Here is a 16,813-nt window from a genome sequence, read left to right as displayed (position 1 = left end):
CGTCCGCCGCGCGCCGCCGCCGCCGCGACCGCAGCGGCTACAGCCAGGCCCGCGCGCGCCATGCCATGTTCCGGGTAACTTGATCGCCGCGATCCGGTCGACGCGACGGGGAGCGGGTCGTCGTACCCTGATGCGTGCAGCCGACGTTTACGGCCGGGCCGCGTGCGGGCGCTGCCCCGATGGTGGTCGTTCACGCATCGCGCGAAGGCCGTTGCGATGATCCTCGCCTGGTTGCCCCGAAGGAGCATGCGATTGGAACGGATGCGAGCGGATTTCCGGCTGGCGGTGCTGACCCTGCTGTGCGGCTCCGCCTTGCTCGGGGTGCTGCCTTTCGTCTGGTTCCGGTTTTCCCAGGGGCAAAGCGCTGCCGGGATCGTCGATCTGGGCATCAGCGTCGTGCTGCTGGGCGTGATCGTGCACGCGTGGCGCGGCGGCAACATCGATACCGCAAGCCGCGCCTGCGTGCTGGCCACCGCGGCCGGCTGCATTGCGGTGACCTGGCTCGCCGGCATGGCCGGCGTGCTGTGGACGTATCCGCTGGTGTTGGGCACCTGCGTGCTGCTCGGTCGCGGGTTGGCGATTGCGCTCGCGTCGGTGTCGATCGCGGCGATCGCGACGGTGGCGGTGCACACCGGGGTGCTGTTGCCGGGGTCGCCGGTGGTGATGTTCGTGGCGACCAGCGTGCTTGCCGGCGTGCTGTCGCTGCTGTTCGCAGAGCGCGCACGGATGCAGCACGCCAAGCTCGAGGACCTGGCGGCGCGCGATGCGCTGACGGGCGCGTTGAACCGCAGGGCGATGAACCGCGAACTGCAGCTGGCGGTCGAGGCGAACCAGCGGCACGCGACTGCATTCGGGCTGGCGATCCTGGATATCGACCATTTCAAGCGGGTCAACGACAGCCACGGCCACGAGGCCGGCGACCAGGTGCTGGTGGACCTGGTCGCCCTGCTGCAGGGTGCCGTCCGCAAGCTCGACCAGGTCTACCGCATGGGCGGCGAGGAGTTCGTGGTGCTGTTCACCGCGGTCGATGCACCGGCCCTGCCGGGGCTGTGCGAGGGCCTGCGTGCAAGGATCGAGGCGCAGCTGCACGGCGGCGACGACCCGATCACCGTGTCGATCGGCTGCGCGATGCTGCAGCGTGGCGAGGACTCCGGCAGCTGGCTGGCGCGCGCGGATGCGGCGTTGTACCGGGCAAAACGCGCCGGGCGCAACCGCGTGGAGCAGGCCACGGCAGGGGCGCCGGCGCAGCCGGCCTGACCGACCCGTTCGCGGTTCAAGGAAAGGCGCTGGCACCTGGATGCGCGCGGGCGCGCAGTTGCCAGGTTCGCCAAGCCCCGCGTGGCCCGGTCGCCTGCGTCAGAACTTGTGCGTCACCCGGACGTACAGGTCGCGGTCGACGCGTTCGCGGGTGGCGAAGGGATGCTCGAGTTCGCGGCGTTCGCGCACGCGCGCATCGAGCGAGGTCTTCGGCCGGAACTGCCACTGGTAGGCGATTTCCGCGAGCCGGTCGTTGGGGCGGAAGTCGGGCGAGAGCAGCCAGCCGGCATCGACGCGCCCGTACGCCACGCCGATGGCCTGTTTTGGCGCGAAGTCGTGCAGGCTGGCCTGCAACTGCCACGCCAGCCCGCCGGTGTCGCCGTTGCCGCCGGTGCCGGCGGCCGCGTCGATCGGGGTCTGCAGCGCGTAACCAAGCTCGACGCCGGTAATCAGCTTCGGCCCGTCGGCGCGCAGCGGCCATTCCGCGGCGACGCGCGCATCCAGCGTCATGTAGTCCGTGCGCGAGGGGTCGGCCAGGCCGCGGTCGGCGAGGCTGTCGGGCATCCACGTCAGCGACACCATGCGTTGCGTGATCGGCCCCAGCGGCTGCCTGTTTTCCAGCCCGAGGAACAGCGTGCCGCGGCTGCCGCCGTCGCTGAAGTCCAGCGGTGCATGGGCGACGCTGCCACTGCCCTTGCGGTGGCGATACTGGCCGATCACGTGGCCACGCCAGCCACCGCCCACCGGGATGTCGAGGTGCACGCCGTCGGTCCAGTTGATCTCGATATTGGGGCTGTCGTTGCGGTCCAGGCCCTTGGACGGCAGGCCGGGCAGCGCAAACGCGGTCTGGAAGCGCCCCACGCGCAGGCGCAGCCCGTCGTCGGGCGCCTGGTAACCCAGGTAGGCCTCGTCCAGGGTGACGTCGCCGAACGCGGCGCCGGTGCGGCTGGGCGCGTAGCCACGCAGGTACACGTCGGTGCCGTGCTGGCCGCTGCTGAAGCGGCCCGCCAGCCGCGTGCGCACCCGCCAGCGCTCGTTGAAGGCATGCTCGATGGCCACGCGCAGGCGCGCGTTGAAGGCCTCGTCGTCGGTTTCGACCCCATCGCGGCCGGTGCGCTCGCTGGCGAAATAGCCGCCGCGCAGGTCGCCGCTGACTTGCCAGCCCGGGGCGTCGGCCGCGCTGGCATCGGCGCCGGCCGCAAGCCCCGCGGCGGCAAGCAGCAGGCAAGCGCTGGTGGCCTTGCGGTGGGTGGTCGGCCTGGAGGGAAGGTCGGCAGGGCGGTGGGACATGGCAGCGCCTTGGCAGCGGGGAAGTGCGCGCAGGATCGGCGTGGCGCGCACCGGGCGCACTGATCCGGGTCAATCCGGCGGCAGTTGCGCGCCCGCGCTCGCCTCGTTGCGCCGGATCCGCACCATCGTCGCCATCAGGTGCTCGACGATGGCGTCCATGTCGCCGCAGCGGCCCATGTGCACCGGCGAGGTCTGGATGATCGCGCTGCGCCTGGCGGTCAACCAGTGGAAGCGCGCGCGTTGCGGCAGCAGGCCGATGGGCCCCGCGCCGGGGCCGCCGGCGCAGATGCGCTGGATGGCGTCGAGGTGGCGCCGCAATGTCTGCAGGTCCACGTCCGGGTCCAGCGCCCGCAGGCGCACTTCATCCAGTTCGACCGCGGCCTTGAGGTAGGCCGTCGCCTCGCAGGAGACGATCACGCCGACGTTGACGAATTCCCCGCGTTCCACCCGCGGCACCACGCGGATGGCGGCGTAGTCGTAGCTGTCAGGCGCGTGCACGTTCGGCCTCCTCGACGAAGGCGTGCGGCAGCGCCAGGCGCTGTTGCAGGTAGTTCGCGTACGCGGCGCGCTGTTGCGCGGGCGTGCCAAAGGCGTCGTGGCCCAGCAGCCAGGCATCTGGGATCTCGTCCACGATCGCCGCCAGCCGTTGCGGCGGCAGCAATGCGGCCAGGCGCGCGTCCGCCGCGGCCAGTTCGCTGGCCCAGCGCAGCAGCACGTGCTCGCGGATCAGCGGGAACGGCTTGCCGGCGCCGTCCGCATCACCCTGCCAGCCATGGTGGAAATACAGCGATGCGCCATGGTCGATCAGGATCAGGCGCCCGTGCCAGACCATCAGGTTGGGGTTGCGCGCGGTGCGGTCTACGTTGCTGGTGAAGGCGTCGAACCAGACGATCTCCGACGCCAGTGCCGGCGCCGGCTGCTCGGCCACCGGATCGAAATTGACCGCGCCGGGAAGGTAGTCGAGCGCCAGGTTGAGGCCCGCGCTGGCCTTGATCAGTTCCTGGATCTCCGGATCGGCCTCGGTGCGCGCCAGCCCGGGGTCGAGCTCCAGCAGCACGATTTCCGGCACCGGCAGCCCGAGCGCGCGGGCGATCCCGCCCGAGACCAGTTCCGCCACCAGCGCCCGCGGGCCCTGGCCCGCGCCGCGGAACTTGAGCACGTACATGCCGTCGTCGTCGGCCTCGACGATCGCCGGCATCGAGCCGCCTTCGCGCAACGGCGTGACATAGCGGGTGGCGGTGACGGTGCGCAACGGCATCGGGGAAGGATAGCCGCTGTGGGGAACGATGGCTGTCCGCACCGGGCCGTGCTCGCGTCCGTGCATGGCGGGCCGGTGCTGCCAGCGCCGCGGCGGGACGATCGCTGGACGTTGTCGCCACCTTGCCTGCAAAGGGCGTATGAAGGGATGGGTGCGGCCGCGCGTGGCCGCGTGGGAGGATTCGATGTCCAGGCACACCGTGCAAGAGCAGCCACCCGGCAACCCGCCCCGGCCGGATGCACAGGATCGTTCCCCGGATCCGGACGAACTGGTCGACCTGCAGGGCGACCAGAGTTTCCCCGCGAGCGATCCGCCCAGCTGGACGCTGGGGCCTGACAAGGAGCAGGGCGACTGAAGCGGGGAACGGCGGCCTAGCGCAAGGACGATGGCGACGCGGCCGGCGTAGTGGCCTTCGCAGGTGGCGACTGCTTGCGCGGGCGATCCGCAGGCGCGACCGATGCCAGCAGCTCCATCAGGGTGTCGACGTCGGCGGGCTTGCGCAGGTGGTGGTCGAAGCCGGCGGCGCGGCTGCGCACGTGGTCCTGCTCGTTGCTCCACCCGGTCAATGCGATCAGCAGCGCGTTTGCGTTGTCCGGGTTGCTGCGCAACCTGCGCGCGACTTCGTAGCCGTCCATTCCCGGCATGCCGATGTCCAGCAGCACGATGTCCGGCAGGAAGGCGTCCGCCACGGCGAGAGCGCCCGCTCCGTCGTGGACGACCCGGTGCTGGATGCCTTCGGCACCCAGCATGATCGCCAGTGCGTTGGCCGCATCCTTGTTGTCGTCGACGACCAGCACGTGGATGCCTTCGGCAACCGCCGTCTTCGCCTGCGGCAACGGCGCGGATGGTTGCTGCGCCAGGTCCGACAACGGCAGCCACACGGAGAATTCGGCGCCCAGGCCAGTGCCCCCGCTGCTGGCGCGCACCCGGCCGCCATGCAGGCCCACCAGCGAGCGGACCAGCGCCAGGCCGATCCCGAGCCCGCCCTGCGCATGGCTGGCCTCGCGCTTGCCCTGGGTGAACAGGTCGAAGACGTGCGGCAGCGTCTCGCTGTCGATGCCGATGCCGTCGTCGACCACGCGTGCCAGCGCCTCGCCGTCGCCGCTGCGATGCGCATGCAACTGGATCGTGCCGCCGCGCCGGCCGTAGCGCGCGGCATTGTTGAGCAGGTTGCTGAAGACCTGCGCGATCCTGATCGGGTCGGCGTCGATCGGCAGCGGCCCGGCGTCCACGTGCAGTTCCAGGGTGCATTCCGCCGCATCGATCTGCGTGCGGCTGAGTTCGACCGCGCGCCGCAGGGCATCCTTGAGGTCGATCGGCTCGCGCTGCAGCTCGATCTTGCCGCGCGAGAGCCGCGAGCTTTCCAGCAGGTCGTCGACCAGCCGCACCAGGTGGTCGACCTGGCGTTCCATCATTTGCCGCAGCGTCGCCCGCCGCTCGGCATCGCTGTCGTCCATCCCCAGCACGAACAGCGCGGTCCTGATCGGCGCCAGCGGGTTGCGCAGCTCGTGGGCCAGCATCGCCAGGAACTCGTCCTTCTGCTGCGCCGCCCTGGCCTCCGCGTCGCGGCCTTCCTCGAGGCCCTTCAGGTTTGCCTGGATCTGGTACTGGCGGAAGCGCGCGCGCAACGCGGTGCGCACGACGGTGACCAGGCCCGCGATGCGCAGGGGCCGCTCCAGCACGGTCACGTTGCCGAGCAGCGCGATGGCCTCGAACACGGTCACCGAATCCGCGCCCGGGCGTGCCAGCACCAGGATCGGCAGGTCCGACCATGCCGGTTGCGCGTCCAGCGCTTGCAGCAGCGCGTCGTGCGCGCCCTGGTCCAGGCATTCCTCGGCCACCAGCACGGCGCCGGCGCCGGCATCGATCTCCTGCCGCAGCTGTTGCGTGCTGGCGCATACCTGGCTGTCGAATCCATTGCCGCGCAGCAACTCGCGCGTCAACTGGCTGTCCCGCGCCGTACCCAGCAGCAGGAGTACGCGCTTCTTCACCGACGGCAGATCGGCGCCGTTCAATGCGTCACGCCCCGAGGCTGCCGGTGAAGACCGCGCCGGCGGCGGCGGGGGGATCGGCCACGTCCTGCGGCACGCCGGTAAGGACGCCACGGAAGTTGCGCAGCGGCTCGCCGATCTCGATGCCCGTGTTGCCGATGACCATCTCGCGCAGCGTGCGCTCGTGCGCCCCGGTGCGCCTCTTCATCACGGAAATGGCGGTGCGGACCGTGGCATTGGCCTCGAAATACCGCAGCAGCACGACGGTGTCGGCCAGGTAGCTGACGTCCAGGGTGCTGCTCATGCTGCCGATCATCCCCTGCTGCGCGTTGAGCAGGAACGACGACACTCCCATCTGCCCCAGGTAGCTGAGCAGTTCGTGCAGCTGGGTGACCAGGAAGCGCTCGCCCGGCATCGCGTTGAGGTAGCCATTGAGGCTGTCGATGACGACGATCCGCGCCTGCTTCTGCTCCACCGCTTCGCGCACGATATGGAAGAATTCGCCCGGCGACAGCTCGCTCGGATCCACCGACTGGATCATGACGGTGCCGTCGTCGATGCGGGCATCCAGGTCCAGCCCCAGCCCGCTCGAACGCTTGCGCATGGCATGCACGCTTTCCTCGAACAGGAACACGGCGGAGCGCTCGCCCTGTTCGGCGGCCTGCATCACGAAATGCATGGCCAATGTGGATTTGCCCGTGCCCGCCGCGCCCAGCAACAAGGTGCTCGTGCCGCGATCGATGCCGCCGCCCAGCAATGCATCCAGGGCGTCCAGCCCGCTGTGAAGCGTGCCAACCTCCGGCTCGCGACGATGGTCGGCGGCGACCAGGCGCGGGAAAACCACCACTCCGCCGGTCAGGATTTCATAGTCGTGGAAGCCGCTGTGGAACGGACGGCCTCGCATCTTCATCACCCGCAGGCGGCGGCGATCGCCGCCGAATTCCGGGCGAAGCTGGTCCAGGGAAACCACGCCGTGCACGATCGTGTGCGCATTGAGGCCCTGTTCGAGCTGGTGGCTTTCGTCGAGCAGCAGCACGGTCGCGTTGCGGCCGGCGAAGTACTGCTTGAGCGCGAGGATCTGGCGCCGGAAGCGCAGCAGCGACCCCGCCAGCAGCCGGATCTCGGACAGGGAGTCGAACACCACGCGCTGCGGCTTGAGCCGCTCGAACTCGGCGAGGATGGCCAGCGTCACCTTGCCGAGCTCGACCTCGGACGGGTGGAACATCGTGTACTGCTCATCGGGGTCGAGCTGGTCGCCCATCGGGAACAGCTCGTTGATGTGCACGCCGTCGAGCGTCCAGCCGTGCGAGGCGGCGACTTCGCGCAGTTCCGCCTCGGTTTCCGAGAGCGTCACGTACAGCACGCTTTCCCCGCGCTCGACGCCCTCGCGCAGGAACTGCAGCGCCATGGTGGTCTTGCCCGCGCCCGGCAGGCCTTCGAGCAGGTACAGCCGGTTCGCCGTCAACCCGCCCTCGAGGACGGTGTCCAGGCCGGCGATGCCGGTCGCGACGGGCGGTGGGTTGAGCGCTTCTTGGGGTGTGTCCATGGCGTGATGGCGGATACAGGCCGATGGTTGAAAAACCTATTGGACCATCGGGCGCGTGACTTCGGTTTTCACCCGGGGGACACGCGTGGTGCGCATGCAGGGCAGGTGAAGCCCCGTTCGGGCCAGGTGCGGGGCACGGGTCGGCCTGCAGGCCCGCGACAGGGGCGGGATGCAGGGTTCGGCGCCCAGCCGGACGGGCCAGCGATGCCCTCGCGACCCGGCTGTTGACCTGAATCAAGGCGCCCGCCGCACCGCTTGTCCAGACTGCGGCGACCACGTCAACGGATGAGTCATGGCACGCGCCTGCGCCGGCTACGGACGACCACGCACCGGGGATCCCTGAGGATCGACGCGGCAGCCCTGTGTGTCCCCGGCGTTCGACGAGCACGGCATCCCGGCATGATCCAACTCAGCTACAGCACCTTCGGCCTCACCGGCCTTGATTTCCTGGACGCGATCGATGCGGTCGCGGCAGCCGGATATGCCGGCGTGGAGATCGCCTTCCACCGGCGCCAGTTCAATCCCTTCGAGATCGACGGCGACGCCCTGGCCGCCGTCCGCGCGCGGCTCCACGCGACGGGCATAGCCCCGGCCTGCGTGGCCACCGCCTCGCACTTCTTCACGCCGTCGCGGCCGCACGAACCCTCGCTGATCACACTGGACCTGGCCGGACGCAAGCGCCGCATCGACCTGGTCAAGCGCGGCATCCGCGTGGCGCGGCGCCTGGGCTCGCCGCTGGTGACCTTCGGCAGCGGTTTCCTCCGCGACGAGCACGTGCGCAACGCGGCGGCGGATCCGGGCGAGCTGCTGGCGGACTCGATCCACGAGTGCCTGCGCGAAATCCGCGACGACGAGGACATCACCCTGCTGATCGAGCCGGAGCCGGGCATGTACATCGAAACCATGGCGCAGGCCCTGGCGCTGATCGACGCGGTCGGCTCGCCGCGCTTCCGGCTGCACATCGACCTGTGCCACGCCTACTGTTCCGAGCGCGACCATCTCGCCGCGCTGGGCGAAGCCGCGCCGCATGCGCGTTACCTGCACATTTCCGACGCGCGCGCTGGTTACAACCTCAGGATCGTCGCCGATGCCGAGGACCTGGCCTTCGACCTGCAGGCCGCCAGCACCCTGGTGTACTTCGCCGACACGGCCGACTACCTGCTGGTCGACCGGCGCCACCCGCTGTATTTCCGCGACCAGGCACCCGACCGGCGCCGCCGGCAACGGATCGACGCGCTGCTGGCACAGGCGGGCGTGCAGGGCGTGGTGCGCTCGATCGACTACGCCTCCCTGCCTGTCGGCGCCTCGCCGCTGGACGACGAGATCTTCACCTACCTGATCTCGGTGCCAGGCCTGTCGTTCCACGTACTGGAGCGCGCATGGCCGATCATCGCGTGGCTGCGCGGCGCGCGCGGCCCGGCGCTGGTCAATGCGATGGTGGCCAACACGCTCACCGGCATCGTGCATTTCCACGAGATCCCGGGCGAGGGCACGCTGGACCTCGAAGCCAGCTTCAAGGCGCTGACCGAGAATGGCTTCCACGGCTACGGCTCGGTCGAGCTGTACCACCATGTCGCGTCCTGGCAACAGGCGCTTGTCGACAGCTATCGCCACCTGGCGCCGCTCACCGGCGCGTCGGTGCGGCCGGCATGAACGACGCCGCGGCAACCGGCAAGGGGCGACCGTGACCGACCTGCAGGCGCTGGGCTGGGACCCGGCGACGATCGGGGAACTGGACCATCGTCGGTTGCGGGCACCCAGCATCAAGCTGCGCGCGGCGCACACGGGCGCGGCCGGCGATGTCGTCTACAGCATCGACCTGCGCCTGCGCCGGCCCAACGCCGGCGAATGCCTGGCGGTTGCGCCATTGCACTCGCTGGAACACTTCCTGCTGGAGGGGTTCCAGCGCCTGCTGCCGCGACACTTCGTTTCCGTGGGCGTGATGGGCTGCCGCACCGGCTTCTACCTGGTGCTGCTCAATGAAGGCCGCCGCGCGGTGATCGACGATGTCCTGGCGGCGACGCTGGAAGGCGTGCTGCAGTCGGAAAGCGTTCCCTATGTGCGCATCGACCAGTGCGGGCATTACCGCGACCACGACCTGGCAAGCGCCCGTGCGATCGCCGGCGAAGTGCTGGCGCGCCGCGCGCAGTGGGGAAACGTGTCGTGAGCGTGGCCGGTGGCGCCGCGTGGCGGGTCAGCCACCAGCGCCGGATCGAATACGACCTGGTCAAGGCACCGGACCTGTTCGATCCGGGCAATCCGGCGCTGCTGTCGATCGGGCGCGTGCGGGACGGGCGGCGCTTCGTGGTGGTGGACGAGCAGATCGCGCGCCACCACGGCCAGCGCATCGACGCCTACTTCGCCGCGCATGGCATCAGCGCCCGGATCGTGCGCTTCGCCGGCGGCGAGGCCAGCAAGACCGCCGATGCCTGGCTCGACCTGGTGCGCAACCTGGATGCCTTCCCGATCCACCGTCGCGACGAGCCGATCATCGCCATCGGCGGCGGTGTGCTGACCGACGTGGTCGGCTTCGTCGCGGGCAGCTATCGGCGCAGCGTGCCGCACATCAAGGTGCCGACCACGCTGATGGGCTACGTCGACGCCTCGGTCGGGATCAAGACCGGGATCAACTTCAACGACAACAAGAACAGGCTCGGCAGCTTCGAGCCACCGTGCCGGGTATTGCTAGACCACACGCTGCTGCGCACGCTGCCGCGGCGGCACCTGCTCAACGGCGTGTGCGAGATCATCAAGCTGGCGGTGATCCGCGACGTCGCGCTGTTCATGCAGTTGGAAGCCTGCGGCGCCGCCAGCGTGGCGGCGGCGTTCCAGGACGCGGCCGGCGGCGAGATCCTCGACCGCGCCATCGCCGGCATGCTGGAGGAACTGCAGCCGAACCTGTTCGAGGACGAGCTCGAGCGCCGGGTCGATTTCGGCCACACCTTCAGCTACGGGCTGGAGGCGCGCCATGGCGAGCACCTTCTGCATGGCGAGGCGGTGCTGCTGGACATCCTGGTGTCGTGCCTGGTTGCGCGCGCGCGCGGGCTGCTGTCGGCCGCGGAAACCGCGCGCATCTTCGGGCTGGTCGAGCGGCTGGGCATCGAACCGGACTTCGCGCTGCTGGACGTCGACCTGGTCTGGCACTCGCTGCTGGACCGGGTGGAACACCGCAATGGCCTGCAACGCGTGCCGCTGCCCCGCGGGCTGGGCGCCTGCGTGTTCGCCAACGACATCAACCGGCAGGAGGTCGCGTCGGCGATCACTGCGCTCAACCAGGGGATGGCTGCTGCCAATGACCGAAACGACCAACATTGACGCGGCGGAAATCGCCCATTTCAACCGGCTTGCGCAACTGTGGTGGGACCCGCACGGCAAGATGGGCCAGTTGCACGTCATCAATCCCTTGCGCACCGGCTTCATCATGGACCGCGTCACGACGCCACGCCCGCGGATGCTGGACGTGGGCTGCGGCGGCGGCATCCTGGCCGAGGCGCTGCAGCGGCGCGGCGCCCGCGTCACCGGCATCGACCTGTCGCAGATGTCGCTGGAGATCGCGCGCGAGCACGCCGCCGACAACGGCCTGGACATCGACTACCGCTACAGCCGCGTGGAAGACCTGGCGCAGCAGGAGCCCGCCGGCTTCGACGCGGTGACCTGCATGGAAATGCTGGAGCACGTGCCCGAGCCGGCCCGGGTGATCGAAGCCTGCGCGCGGCTGCTCAAGCCCGGCGGGCAGGTGTTCTTCTCCACCATCAACCGCAACCTGAAGGCGTTCGCGTTCGCGATCGTGGCCGGCGAATACATCCTCGGCCTGCTGCCGCGCGGCACCCACAGCTATCGCAAGCTGATCCGGCCCGGGGAGATGCGCGCCTGGGCCGGCGCCTGCGGGCTGCAGTTCATCGCCGTCGACAGCCTGATGTACAACCCGATCACGCGCTCTTTCCGCGTCGCCCGCGACCGCGAGGACATCAACTACATGGCCTGCTTCGCCAAGCCGGGGGCGGGCGCGTGAAGCGCTTCCTCGCGCTGTCGCGCAGCACCCACGGCGTGCTCGACATGGCGATGCCGGGCTTCGTCGCGCTGTTGTGGCTCGGCGGGTTCCCGGGCTGGCAGGTGCTGGGGTTGTGCCTGTTCACCGGCCTTGCCGGCTACACCGCCATCTACGCGCTCAACGACCTGCTCGGCGTCAACGACGACAAGGCCAAGGTGGCCGTCGCCACCACCAGGCCGGGCTACTCGGTGGAAGCGTCGCCGATGCGCTACCCCTTGGCCCGGAACCTGGTCAGCCTGCGCGGCGCGCTGGCCTGGTTCGGATTCTGGTATGCGCTGACCCTGGTCGGCGCGTGGCTGCTCAATCCCCGGCTGGTGCTGGTCGTGCTCGCCGCCACGGTGCTCGAGGCGCTGTACTGCAAGCTGCTGAAGGTGACCTGGTGGCGCACCCTGGTCAGCGGGCTGGTGAAGTCGGCCGGCCCGATCGCGGCGGTGTTCGTGGTCCGTCCCGAGCCGTCGCCGGGATTGCTGCTGCTCCTGCTGGCCTGGCTGATGCTGTGGGAGATCGGCGGGCAGAACATCCCCGCGGACTGGAACGACATCGAGGAGGACCGGCGCATCGGCGCACGCACCATCCCGCTGCTGTTCGGGACGCGCGTGGCCGGCGCGCTGGTCGTCGCCACGCTCGCGTCGACCGTATTCCTCAGCCTGTGGCTGCCGCTGATGTCGCCGCTGGCGCTCGGATGGCCGTTCCGGCTCGCCTGCCTCGGGGTTGGCGGCGTGCTGCTGCTGTGGCCGGCGTTGCGCCTGTACCGGACGCGGGACGGGCGCGACGCGGCGCGGCTGTTCGACCGCGCCAGCCTGTATCCGCTGGCGCAGCTGGCGGTCGTGCTGGGGTTCGTGCTGGTGCCGTAGCCCCGGCGCGATCACCGTCCTGCCTGCCTTGGCCTGATCGGGTGTCATCGGCGCGCCGGCCGACCGCGGCCACCTGGCTTCACACTGGCGCCATCGTGCATTCACCTGCGTGCGGCAGGCTGCTTCCTCGGCCGCAATCGGACAAGGCGCACGCTGAGGCGATCGCCGATGCCGCAAGGCCGATCCCTGGCGCACGGAGACCGGCAATGGCCGCACGCATGAACGATGGAAGTGGAGCCCGCGGCAATCGCTGGCGGCAGGTGATCTGGGGTGGCGCGGCGTGCCTGCTGTTGCTGCCGCTGCTGGCGATGCGGCTGTTTCCCGGAAGCGGCGTGGACTGGTCGCCGTCGGATTTCGCGGTGATGGGCGCGATGCTGGCGATCGCCTGCGGCGCCTATGAACTGATGGCCTGGATGTCGGGGAATACCGCCTTCCGGGCGGCCGCCGGCGTCGCGATCCTGGCCGGCTTCCTCACCGTCTGGGTGAACCTCGCGGTCGGCATGATCGGCAGCGAAGACAATCCCTACAACCTGCTGTTCGCCGGCGTTCCGGCCGTCGCGGTGCTGGGCGGCGTATTCGCGCGGATGCAGGCCCGCGGCATGGCGAGCGCGACGTGCGCGGCGGCGCTGGCGCAGGCGCTGCTCGCCGGCTTCGCGCTGGTGGCCGGATGGGACGACCGCGGCGCGGTGCTCTCGGCGGCATTTTCCTTGCCGTGGCTGCTGTCGGCGGCGCTGTTCGCAGTGGCGGCGCGCGCTTCGGATCGCACGGGCGCGAGGCGCTAGGTTCGGGCCCGCTCAGGTGATGGCGGGCAGTCGCAGCGTGGCGCATGCGCCACCGCCGGGACGGTCGTCCAGCGTTGCGCTGCCGCCGTGCAGGTCGGCGACCTGGGCGACGAAGGCCAGTCCAAGCCCGCTGCTGCGATGGCCGCCATCGGGGCGGGGCAGCGAATAGAAGCGCTCGAACACGCGGTCGCGTGCATAGTCCGGGATCCCCGGACCACGATCGCCGACCCGGACCAGGACCTGGTCGTCGTCGCTCCGCGCGTCGACTTCGATCGTGCTGCCGGCCGGTGCGAAGTCGGACGCGTTCTCGACCAGGTTGTCGAGCGCCTGTCGCAGCAGGAAGGCATCGCCGCGCACGCGCGTGGCAGGGTCCACGTCGATGGCGAGCGCCTGCGCCCGGGCTGCCAGCCGCGCACGGTTGTCCTCGGCCACCGCGGCAACCAGCTCCGCGAGCGCCACCGGCGCCGGTGCCTCGAGGCGCTGGCGGTGCTCGACCGCGGCCAATGCCAGCATCCGGTCGATCATCAGCGCCAGGCGCTCGCTCTGGCTGCGGACCGCGGCGGCGAAGCGCGCCTGGTCACCGGCCGGCAGCGGAGTTTCCAGCAACTCGGCGCTGGCCCGGATCGCGGCCAGCGGACTTTTCATTTCGTGGGTCAGGGCGTGCACGTAGCGCTCGACGTACTGCTTGCCTTCCAGTTGCGCGCGCATCGCCTCCAGCGAATGTCCCAGTTCGGCGAACTCGCCGGCCACGCGCGGCAGCGGCGCGCGCTCGCCGGCGGTGACCGCCTGTGCATAGCGGCGCAAGGCGCCGAGCTGGCGCGACAGCCATGTCGCCGCGCCCACGCCCACCAGCAGTGCCAGGGCCAGCAGCAACACGCCCCACCACAACACGGTGGCCTGGCTGCGGGCGATGAAAGGCGCGAGCGTACGGTTGGGCTTGGCGACCGTCAGCACGCCGACGATGCGGCCACCGGCGTCGCGGATCGGCGCGGCGACATGCATCACGGTGGACTCGGGATCGCCGGGGTCCTGCGCGGTCGAGCGCGCGCCGTATTGCCCGCGCAGGGTGCGATGGACGTCATTCCAGCGCGAGTAGTCACGGCCGACATCGCGGTCGCTGCTGTCGAAGACGACGATGCCGCGGGCATCGGTAACGTAGATGCGGTAGTTGGTCGTGCGCTTCGGGAAGCCCCAGATCTCGGCGCCGGGGTCGCGCGCTCGCATCTGGCGCACGCGCTGCGCGAAGCGGCCGTCGGCGATGCGACCGGCGAGCATGTCGTCGCTGGCCAGTTCCGCCAGGACGTTGGCGGTGTCGACCAGGGTGTCCTCCATCGCCTGGCGCACGCCCGGCTTGACCTGCGCCACGAACACCTGGGTGAGCAACAGCGCCGCCAGCGCAACGATGGCGAAGGTGCCCAGCAGGATCCGCAGGCCGATCCGCACCGGCTAGTCCGCCTGCAGGCAATAGCCGAGGCCGCGCTGGGTGCGGATCGGGTCGGCGCCAGGGTCGATCGCGTGCAGCTTCGCGCGCAGGGTCTTGATGTGGGTGTCGACGGTGCGGTCGCTGCTGTCGCTGTCTGTGCCCCAGACGCGATCCATCAGTTGCGCGCGCGACAGGATCGCACCCGGCCGCTGCAGCAGTGCTGCGAGCAGGCCGTACTCGTAGCGCGTGAGCTCGAGCAGTTGCCCGCGGAAGTGCACGCGGTGGCCTTCTGGATCGTGCGCGAATGCGCCGCCCGCGATCGTGGGGGGCGTGCCGCCCTGGCTGCGGCGCAGCACGGCGCGCACGCGCGCCACCAGTTCGCGCGGCGAGAACGGCTTGGAGACGTAGTCGTCGGCGCCCAGCTCCAGGCCGAGCACGCGGTCCGCCTCGGCGTCGTGCGCGGTCAGGAAGATCACCGGCAGGTCGCGCTCGCGCCGCAACTCGCGGCACAGCGCGAAGCCGCCGATGTCAGGCAGCCCCACATCGAGGATCGCCAGGTCGAACGCGCTCGTGGCCGCCAGCCGCAGCGCATCGCGGCCGGTCAGCGCGTGCGTGCTCTCGAAGCCGTCGGCGCGCAACGCGAACTCGATGGTCTGCGCGATCGCGCCTTCGTCTTCGACCAGCAGGATCCGGGCCATGCGTCCTCCGTGCCGCGAGCATAATCGACGTCGCCGCGGGATGGCGCGGGCGGCGCGGTGACGGCTGCTACCGGGCGGCTTCCAGTTGCGCCCGCAGCGCGGTTTCGGCCGCGTCGGCGTAGGCGGCGCAGGTCATCGGCCGCGCGTGCGGATGCGCGGCATCGGCGAAATCCCAGCCGCTGGCGTCGGCGTGCGGCGTCAGCAGCAGGTCGCACGGAAGCGCGCGCACGGTGGCGAAGGTGTGGGTGAAGTCCTCGACGATGCGTGGCTGGCGCGGATTGCCGAGCAGCCGGTAGCCGGGCGCGGTCAGGCTGTCGACATAGGCGATGCGCAGCGGCTTGCCGTCGCGGCTGTCGTCCCAGGTCCAGGCGATGCTGCCCGGGGTGTGGCCGGGGATGAAATGCGGGGTCAGCCGCAACCCGCCCAGGGCAACGACTTCGCCGTCGTGCAGGATGCGGTCGGTCTGCGCCGGCGGGTACAGGATGTCGTCGCCGAAATGGATGTCGTCGCTGCCGCCGCGCGCCATCAGCACCGCGGATTCGGCATTGTTGAACACCTGCGCTCCGGTCGCGCGCTTGATCGCGGCGATCGGACCGGCGTGGTCGCCATGCGCGTGGCTGGACAGGACCAGCTTCAGGTCGCCCGGAGCGACGCCCAGCGTGCGCATCTGCGCCAGCAGCATGTCGGCGGCCTGCGGCAGGCCTCCGTCGATCAGCAGCGCACCAGCGTCGGTCTTGAGCAGCAGCGCGGTGATGCCCGCGGTGCCGATCTGCCAGGCGTGGTCGCTGATGCGCACCGGCGCCACCGGTTGCCGCCATGCCTGCGGCGTTTCGTACGCCTTGCCCTGCGGCAATGCGGGCTCGGCGGCAGGTGCGATGCTGGCGGCGAACAACAACAGGCAGGCAAGCGAAAGCGCGTGGTTCATGCGTCGGCTCCATGGAATGCAAGCGGAGGGGTTGCCGATTATCGACCACCTTGCCCCGGAACCGTCGCCCTTGCCGACATTCCACGCTTCGATCACGCAGGCTCTGTTACATGCGGGTTTCATGCGCGGCGGGCGACGCGCGCAACCCGAGGAGCACGGCCATGGGCAATGACAAGGTGCAGGGCGAGGGCGACTACGAAGCCGCGCGCCGCTTCCAGGAGGATGAAACGCGGTTCGTGCAGCAACGCACGAAGGACGGCAAGCCGATCAAGGGCAATGCCGCCGCCGCGACCGACGAGCCGACCGCCGCCGAGCGCGAGGGCCTGGCGCGGGCAAAAGGCGGTGGCCAGGACACACGCGACGCCGACCGCATGCGCAAGCTGGAGGAACAGGGCGACTGAGCGCGCACGCGGGTGGCCCGTTGTCAGGCTGGAGTGGAGGTGGGCCCTGGTTCAGTCCGCGCACAATGCGCGCTTGCGCGCCGGCGTCAAGCGCTTGATCGCATGTTCGGCGCGGCTCGCGGTGGACCGGTCGGGGTATTCGAAGCGTGCCAGCAGCCTGAGCGGCGGGTGCGCGCGGGTATAGCGCGCGCCCTTGCCGGCGGCGTGTTCGGCGTAGCGTCGCTCGACATCGGTGGCGATGCCCGTGTACAGGCTGCCGTCGCGGCATTCGAGCAGGTAGACGTACCAGTGGGGCATGCGGCGAGTGTAGCGGTGCACGGTGGATTACGATGCGCTC

At 70.2% G+C, this 16,813-nt stretch carries 18 protein-coding genes; 9 read left to right on the top strand and 9 right to left on the bottom strand.

The features are described from left to right. The first annotated feature begins 261 nt into the window (after nt 1–261). Nucleotides 262–1,257: a GGDEF domain-containing protein gene (locus tag MQC88_RS04675; RefSeq protein WP_243320285.1), complete on the top strand. Its 996-nt coding sequence runs from the start codon at nt 262–264 to the stop codon at nt 1,255–1,257. 99 nt (nt 1,258–1,356) lie between these two features. On the opposite strand, the gene MQC88_RS04670 is transcribed toward MQC88_RS04675, so the two are convergent. The 3 genes from MQC88_RS04670 to MQC88_RS04660 all read right to left on the bottom strand — a co-directional run bounded on the left by MQC88_RS04670 (nt 1,357) and on the right by MQC88_RS04660 (nt 3,799). Further along, nucleotides 1,357–2,547: a hypothetical protein gene (locus MQC88_RS04670; RefSeq protein WP_243319466.1), complete on the bottom strand. Its 1,191-nt coding sequence runs from the start codon at nt 2,545–2,547 to the stop codon at nt 1,357–1,359. A 69-nt stretch (nt 2,548–2,616) separates the two neighbouring features. Beyond that, nucleotides 2,617–3,045: a DUF3037 domain-containing protein gene (locus MQC88_RS04665; RefSeq protein WP_243319465.1), complete on the bottom strand. Its 429-nt coding sequence runs from the start codon at nt 3,043–3,045 to the stop codon at nt 2,617–2,619. Further along, nucleotides 3,032–3,799 (bottom strand): HipA family kinase, encoded by a 768-nt coding sequence (locus MQC88_RS04660; RefSeq protein WP_315857079.1) that lies wholly within the window; start codon nt 3,797–3,799, stop codon nt 3,032–3,034. Before MQC88_RS04660 ends, MQC88_RS04665 begins: the two co-directional genes overlap by 14 nt. Nucleotides 3,800–3,989: 190 nt before the next feature. On the opposite strand from MQC88_RS04660, the gene MQC88_RS04655 reads away from it, so the two are divergent. Next, nucleotides 3,990–4,160 (top strand): hypothetical protein, encoded by a 171-nt coding sequence (locus MQC88_RS04655; RefSeq protein ID WP_243319460.1) that lies wholly within the window; start codon nt 3,990–3,992, stop codon nt 4,158–4,160. A 16-nt stretch (nt 4,161–4,176) separates the two neighbouring features. Here the strand turns inward: MQC88_RS04655 and MQC88_RS04650 are convergent, their stop codons facing one another. Beyond that, entirely contained in the window at nt 4,177–5,820 is a 1,644-nt protein-coding gene (locus MQC88_RS04650; RefSeq protein ID WP_243319458.1) for a hybrid sensor histidine kinase/response regulator, read from the bottom strand. A 4-nt stretch (nt 5,821–5,824) separates the two neighbouring features. Further along, on the bottom strand, nt 5,825–7,342 hold the full coding sequence (locus MQC88_RS04645; protein ID WP_243319456.1) for an ATPase domain-containing protein: 1,518 nt from the start codon (nt 7,340–7,342) through the stop codon (nt 5,825–5,827). A gap of 399 nt (nt 7,343–7,741) precedes the next feature. Between MQC88_RS04645 and MQC88_RS04640 the strand changes: the two genes are divergently transcribed. From MQC88_RS04640 to MQC88_RS04615, 6 genes are all read left to right on the top strand, one after another. Then, nucleotides 7,742–8,995 carry a sugar phosphate isomerase/epimerase family protein gene (locus MQC88_RS04640; RefSeq protein WP_243319453.1) on the top strand — a complete coding sequence of 418 codons (1,254 nt, stop codon included), beginning with the start codon at nt 7,742–7,744 and terminating at the stop codon, nt 8,993–8,995. A gap of 31 nt (nt 8,996–9,026) precedes the next feature. Next, complete coding sequence (locus MQC88_RS04635; protein WP_243319451.1) at nt 9,027–9,509, top strand: S-ribosylhomocysteine lyase; 483 nt, start codon at nt 9,027–9,029, stop codon at nt 9,507–9,509. After that, nucleotides 9,506–10,657, top strand: a complete 1,152-nt coding sequence (locus tag MQC88_RS04630) for a sedoheptulose 7-phosphate cyclase (protein ID WP_243319449.1) — start codon at nt 9,506–9,508, stop codon at nt 10,655–10,657. The genes MQC88_RS04635 and MQC88_RS04630 overlap by 4 nt, the downstream gene beginning before the upstream one ends. Continuing rightward, nucleotides 10,635–11,354, top strand: coding sequence for a bifunctional 2-polyprenyl-6-hydroxyphenol methylase/3-demethylubiquinol 3-O-methyltransferase UbiG (ubiG, locus tag MQC88_RS04625; protein ID WP_243319447.1), 720 nt, complete (start codon nt 10,635–10,637; stop codon nt 11,352–11,354). Before MQC88_RS04630 ends, ubiG begins: the two co-directional genes overlap by 23 nt. Beyond that, the gene (locus tag MQC88_RS04620; RefSeq protein ID WP_243319445.1) at nt 11,351–12,247 is read left to right on the top strand and encodes a UbiA prenyltransferase family protein; all 897 of its coding nucleotides are present in this window, start codon (nt 11,351–11,353) and stop codon (nt 12,245–12,247) included. The genes ubiG and MQC88_RS04620 overlap by 4 nt, the downstream gene beginning before the upstream one ends. 206 nt (nt 12,248–12,453) lie before the next feature. Further along, nucleotides 12,454–13,029 carry a hypothetical protein gene (locus MQC88_RS04615; RefSeq protein ID WP_243319444.1) on the top strand — a complete coding sequence of 192 codons (576 nt, stop codon included), beginning with the start codon at nt 12,454–12,456 and terminating at the stop codon, nt 13,027–13,029. A 12-nt stretch (nt 13,030–13,041) separates the two neighbouring features. Here the strand turns inward: MQC88_RS04615 and creC are convergent, their stop codons facing one another. From creC to bla, 3 genes are all read right to left on the bottom strand, one after another. Continuing rightward, nucleotides 13,042–14,472 (bottom strand): two-component system sensor histidine kinase CreC, encoded by a 1,431-nt coding sequence (gene creC, locus MQC88_RS04610; protein WP_243319442.1) that lies wholly within the window; start codon nt 14,470–14,472, stop codon nt 13,042–13,044. 3 nt (nt 14,473–14,475) lie between these two features. Continuing rightward, nucleotides 14,476–15,150: a two-component system response regulator CreB gene (gene creB / locus MQC88_RS04605; protein WP_243319440.1), complete on the bottom strand. Its 675-nt coding sequence runs from the start codon at nt 15,148–15,150 to the stop codon at nt 14,476–14,478. A 67-nt stretch (nt 15,151–15,217) separates the two neighbouring features. Further along, nucleotides 15,218–16,075: a subclass B3 metallo-beta-lactamase gene (gene bla / locus MQC88_RS04600; protein WP_243319438.1), complete on the bottom strand. Its 858-nt coding sequence runs from the start codon at nt 16,073–16,075 to the stop codon at nt 15,218–15,220. A gap of 161 nt (nt 16,076–16,236) precedes the next feature. On the opposite strand from bla, the gene MQC88_RS04595 reads away from it, so the two are divergent. Then, on the top strand, nt 16,237–16,476 hold the full coding sequence (locus tag MQC88_RS04595; RefSeq protein ID WP_243319436.1) for a hypothetical protein: 240 nt from the start codon (nt 16,237–16,239) through the stop codon (nt 16,474–16,476). Nucleotides 16,477–16,527: 51 nt separating this feature from the next. Here the strand turns inward: MQC88_RS04595 and MQC88_RS04590 are convergent, their stop codons facing one another. Then, nucleotides 16,528–16,773 (bottom strand): GIY-YIG nuclease family protein, encoded by a 246-nt coding sequence (locus MQC88_RS04590; protein ID WP_243319434.1) that lies wholly within the window; start codon nt 16,771–16,773, stop codon nt 16,528–16,530. Nucleotides 16,774–16,813 lie beyond the last annotated feature (40 nt).

Origin of the sequence: Cognatiluteimonas sedimenti (assembly GCF_022808325.1) — a bacterium.
Classification (GTDB): domain Bacteria; phylum Pseudomonadota; class Gammaproteobacteria; order Xanthomonadales; family Xanthomonadaceae; genus Cognatiluteimonas; species Cognatiluteimonas sedimenti.
Note: the sequence above shows the minus strand (reverse complement) of the source record. Positions and strands in the feature narration are given on the sequence as shown.

Excerpts from the sequence above, each read along its gene's own strand:
- MQC88_RS04675 (WP_243320285.1), top strand. The coding sequence starts at position 262 with ATGCGAGCGGATTTCCGGCTGGCGGTGCTGACCCTGCTGTGCGGCTCC.
- MQC88_RS04670 (WP_243319466.1), bottom strand. The coding sequence starts at position 2,547 with ATGTCCCACCGCCCTGCCGACCTTCCCTCCAGGCCGACCACCCACCGC.
- MQC88_RS04655 (WP_243319460.1), top strand. The coding sequence starts at position 3,990 with ATGTCCAGGCACACCGTGCAAGAGCAGCCACCCGGCAACCCGCCCCGG.
- MQC88_RS04645 (WP_243319456.1), bottom strand. The coding sequence starts at position 7,342 with ATGGACACACCCCAAGAAGCGCTCAACCCACCGCCCGTCGCGACCGGC.
- MQC88_RS04640 (WP_243319453.1), top strand. The coding sequence starts at position 7,742 with ATGATCCAACTCAGCTACAGCACCTTCGGCCTCACCGGCCTTGATTTC.
- ubiG (WP_243319447.1), top strand. The coding sequence starts at position 10,635 with ATGACCGAAACGACCAACATTGACGCGGCGGAAATCGCCCATTTCAAC.
- MQC88_RS04615 (WP_243319444.1), top strand. The coding sequence starts at position 12,454 with ATGGCCGCACGCATGAACGATGGAAGTGGAGCCCGCGGCAATCGCTGG.
- creB (WP_243319440.1), bottom strand. The coding sequence starts at position 15,150 with ATGGCCCGGATCCTGCTGGTCGAAGACGAAGGCGCGATCGCGCAGACC.
- bla (WP_243319438.1), bottom strand. The coding sequence starts at position 16,075 with ATGAACCACGCGCTTTCGCTTGCCTGCCTGTTGTTGTTCGCCGCCAGC.
- MQC88_RS04595 (WP_243319436.1), top strand. The coding sequence starts at position 16,237 with ATGGGCAATGACAAGGTGCAGGGCGAGGGCGACTACGAAGCCGCGCGC.
- MQC88_RS04590 (WP_243319434.1), bottom strand. The coding sequence starts at position 16,773 with ATGCCCCACTGGTACGTCTACCTGCTCGAATGCCGCGACGGCAGCCTG.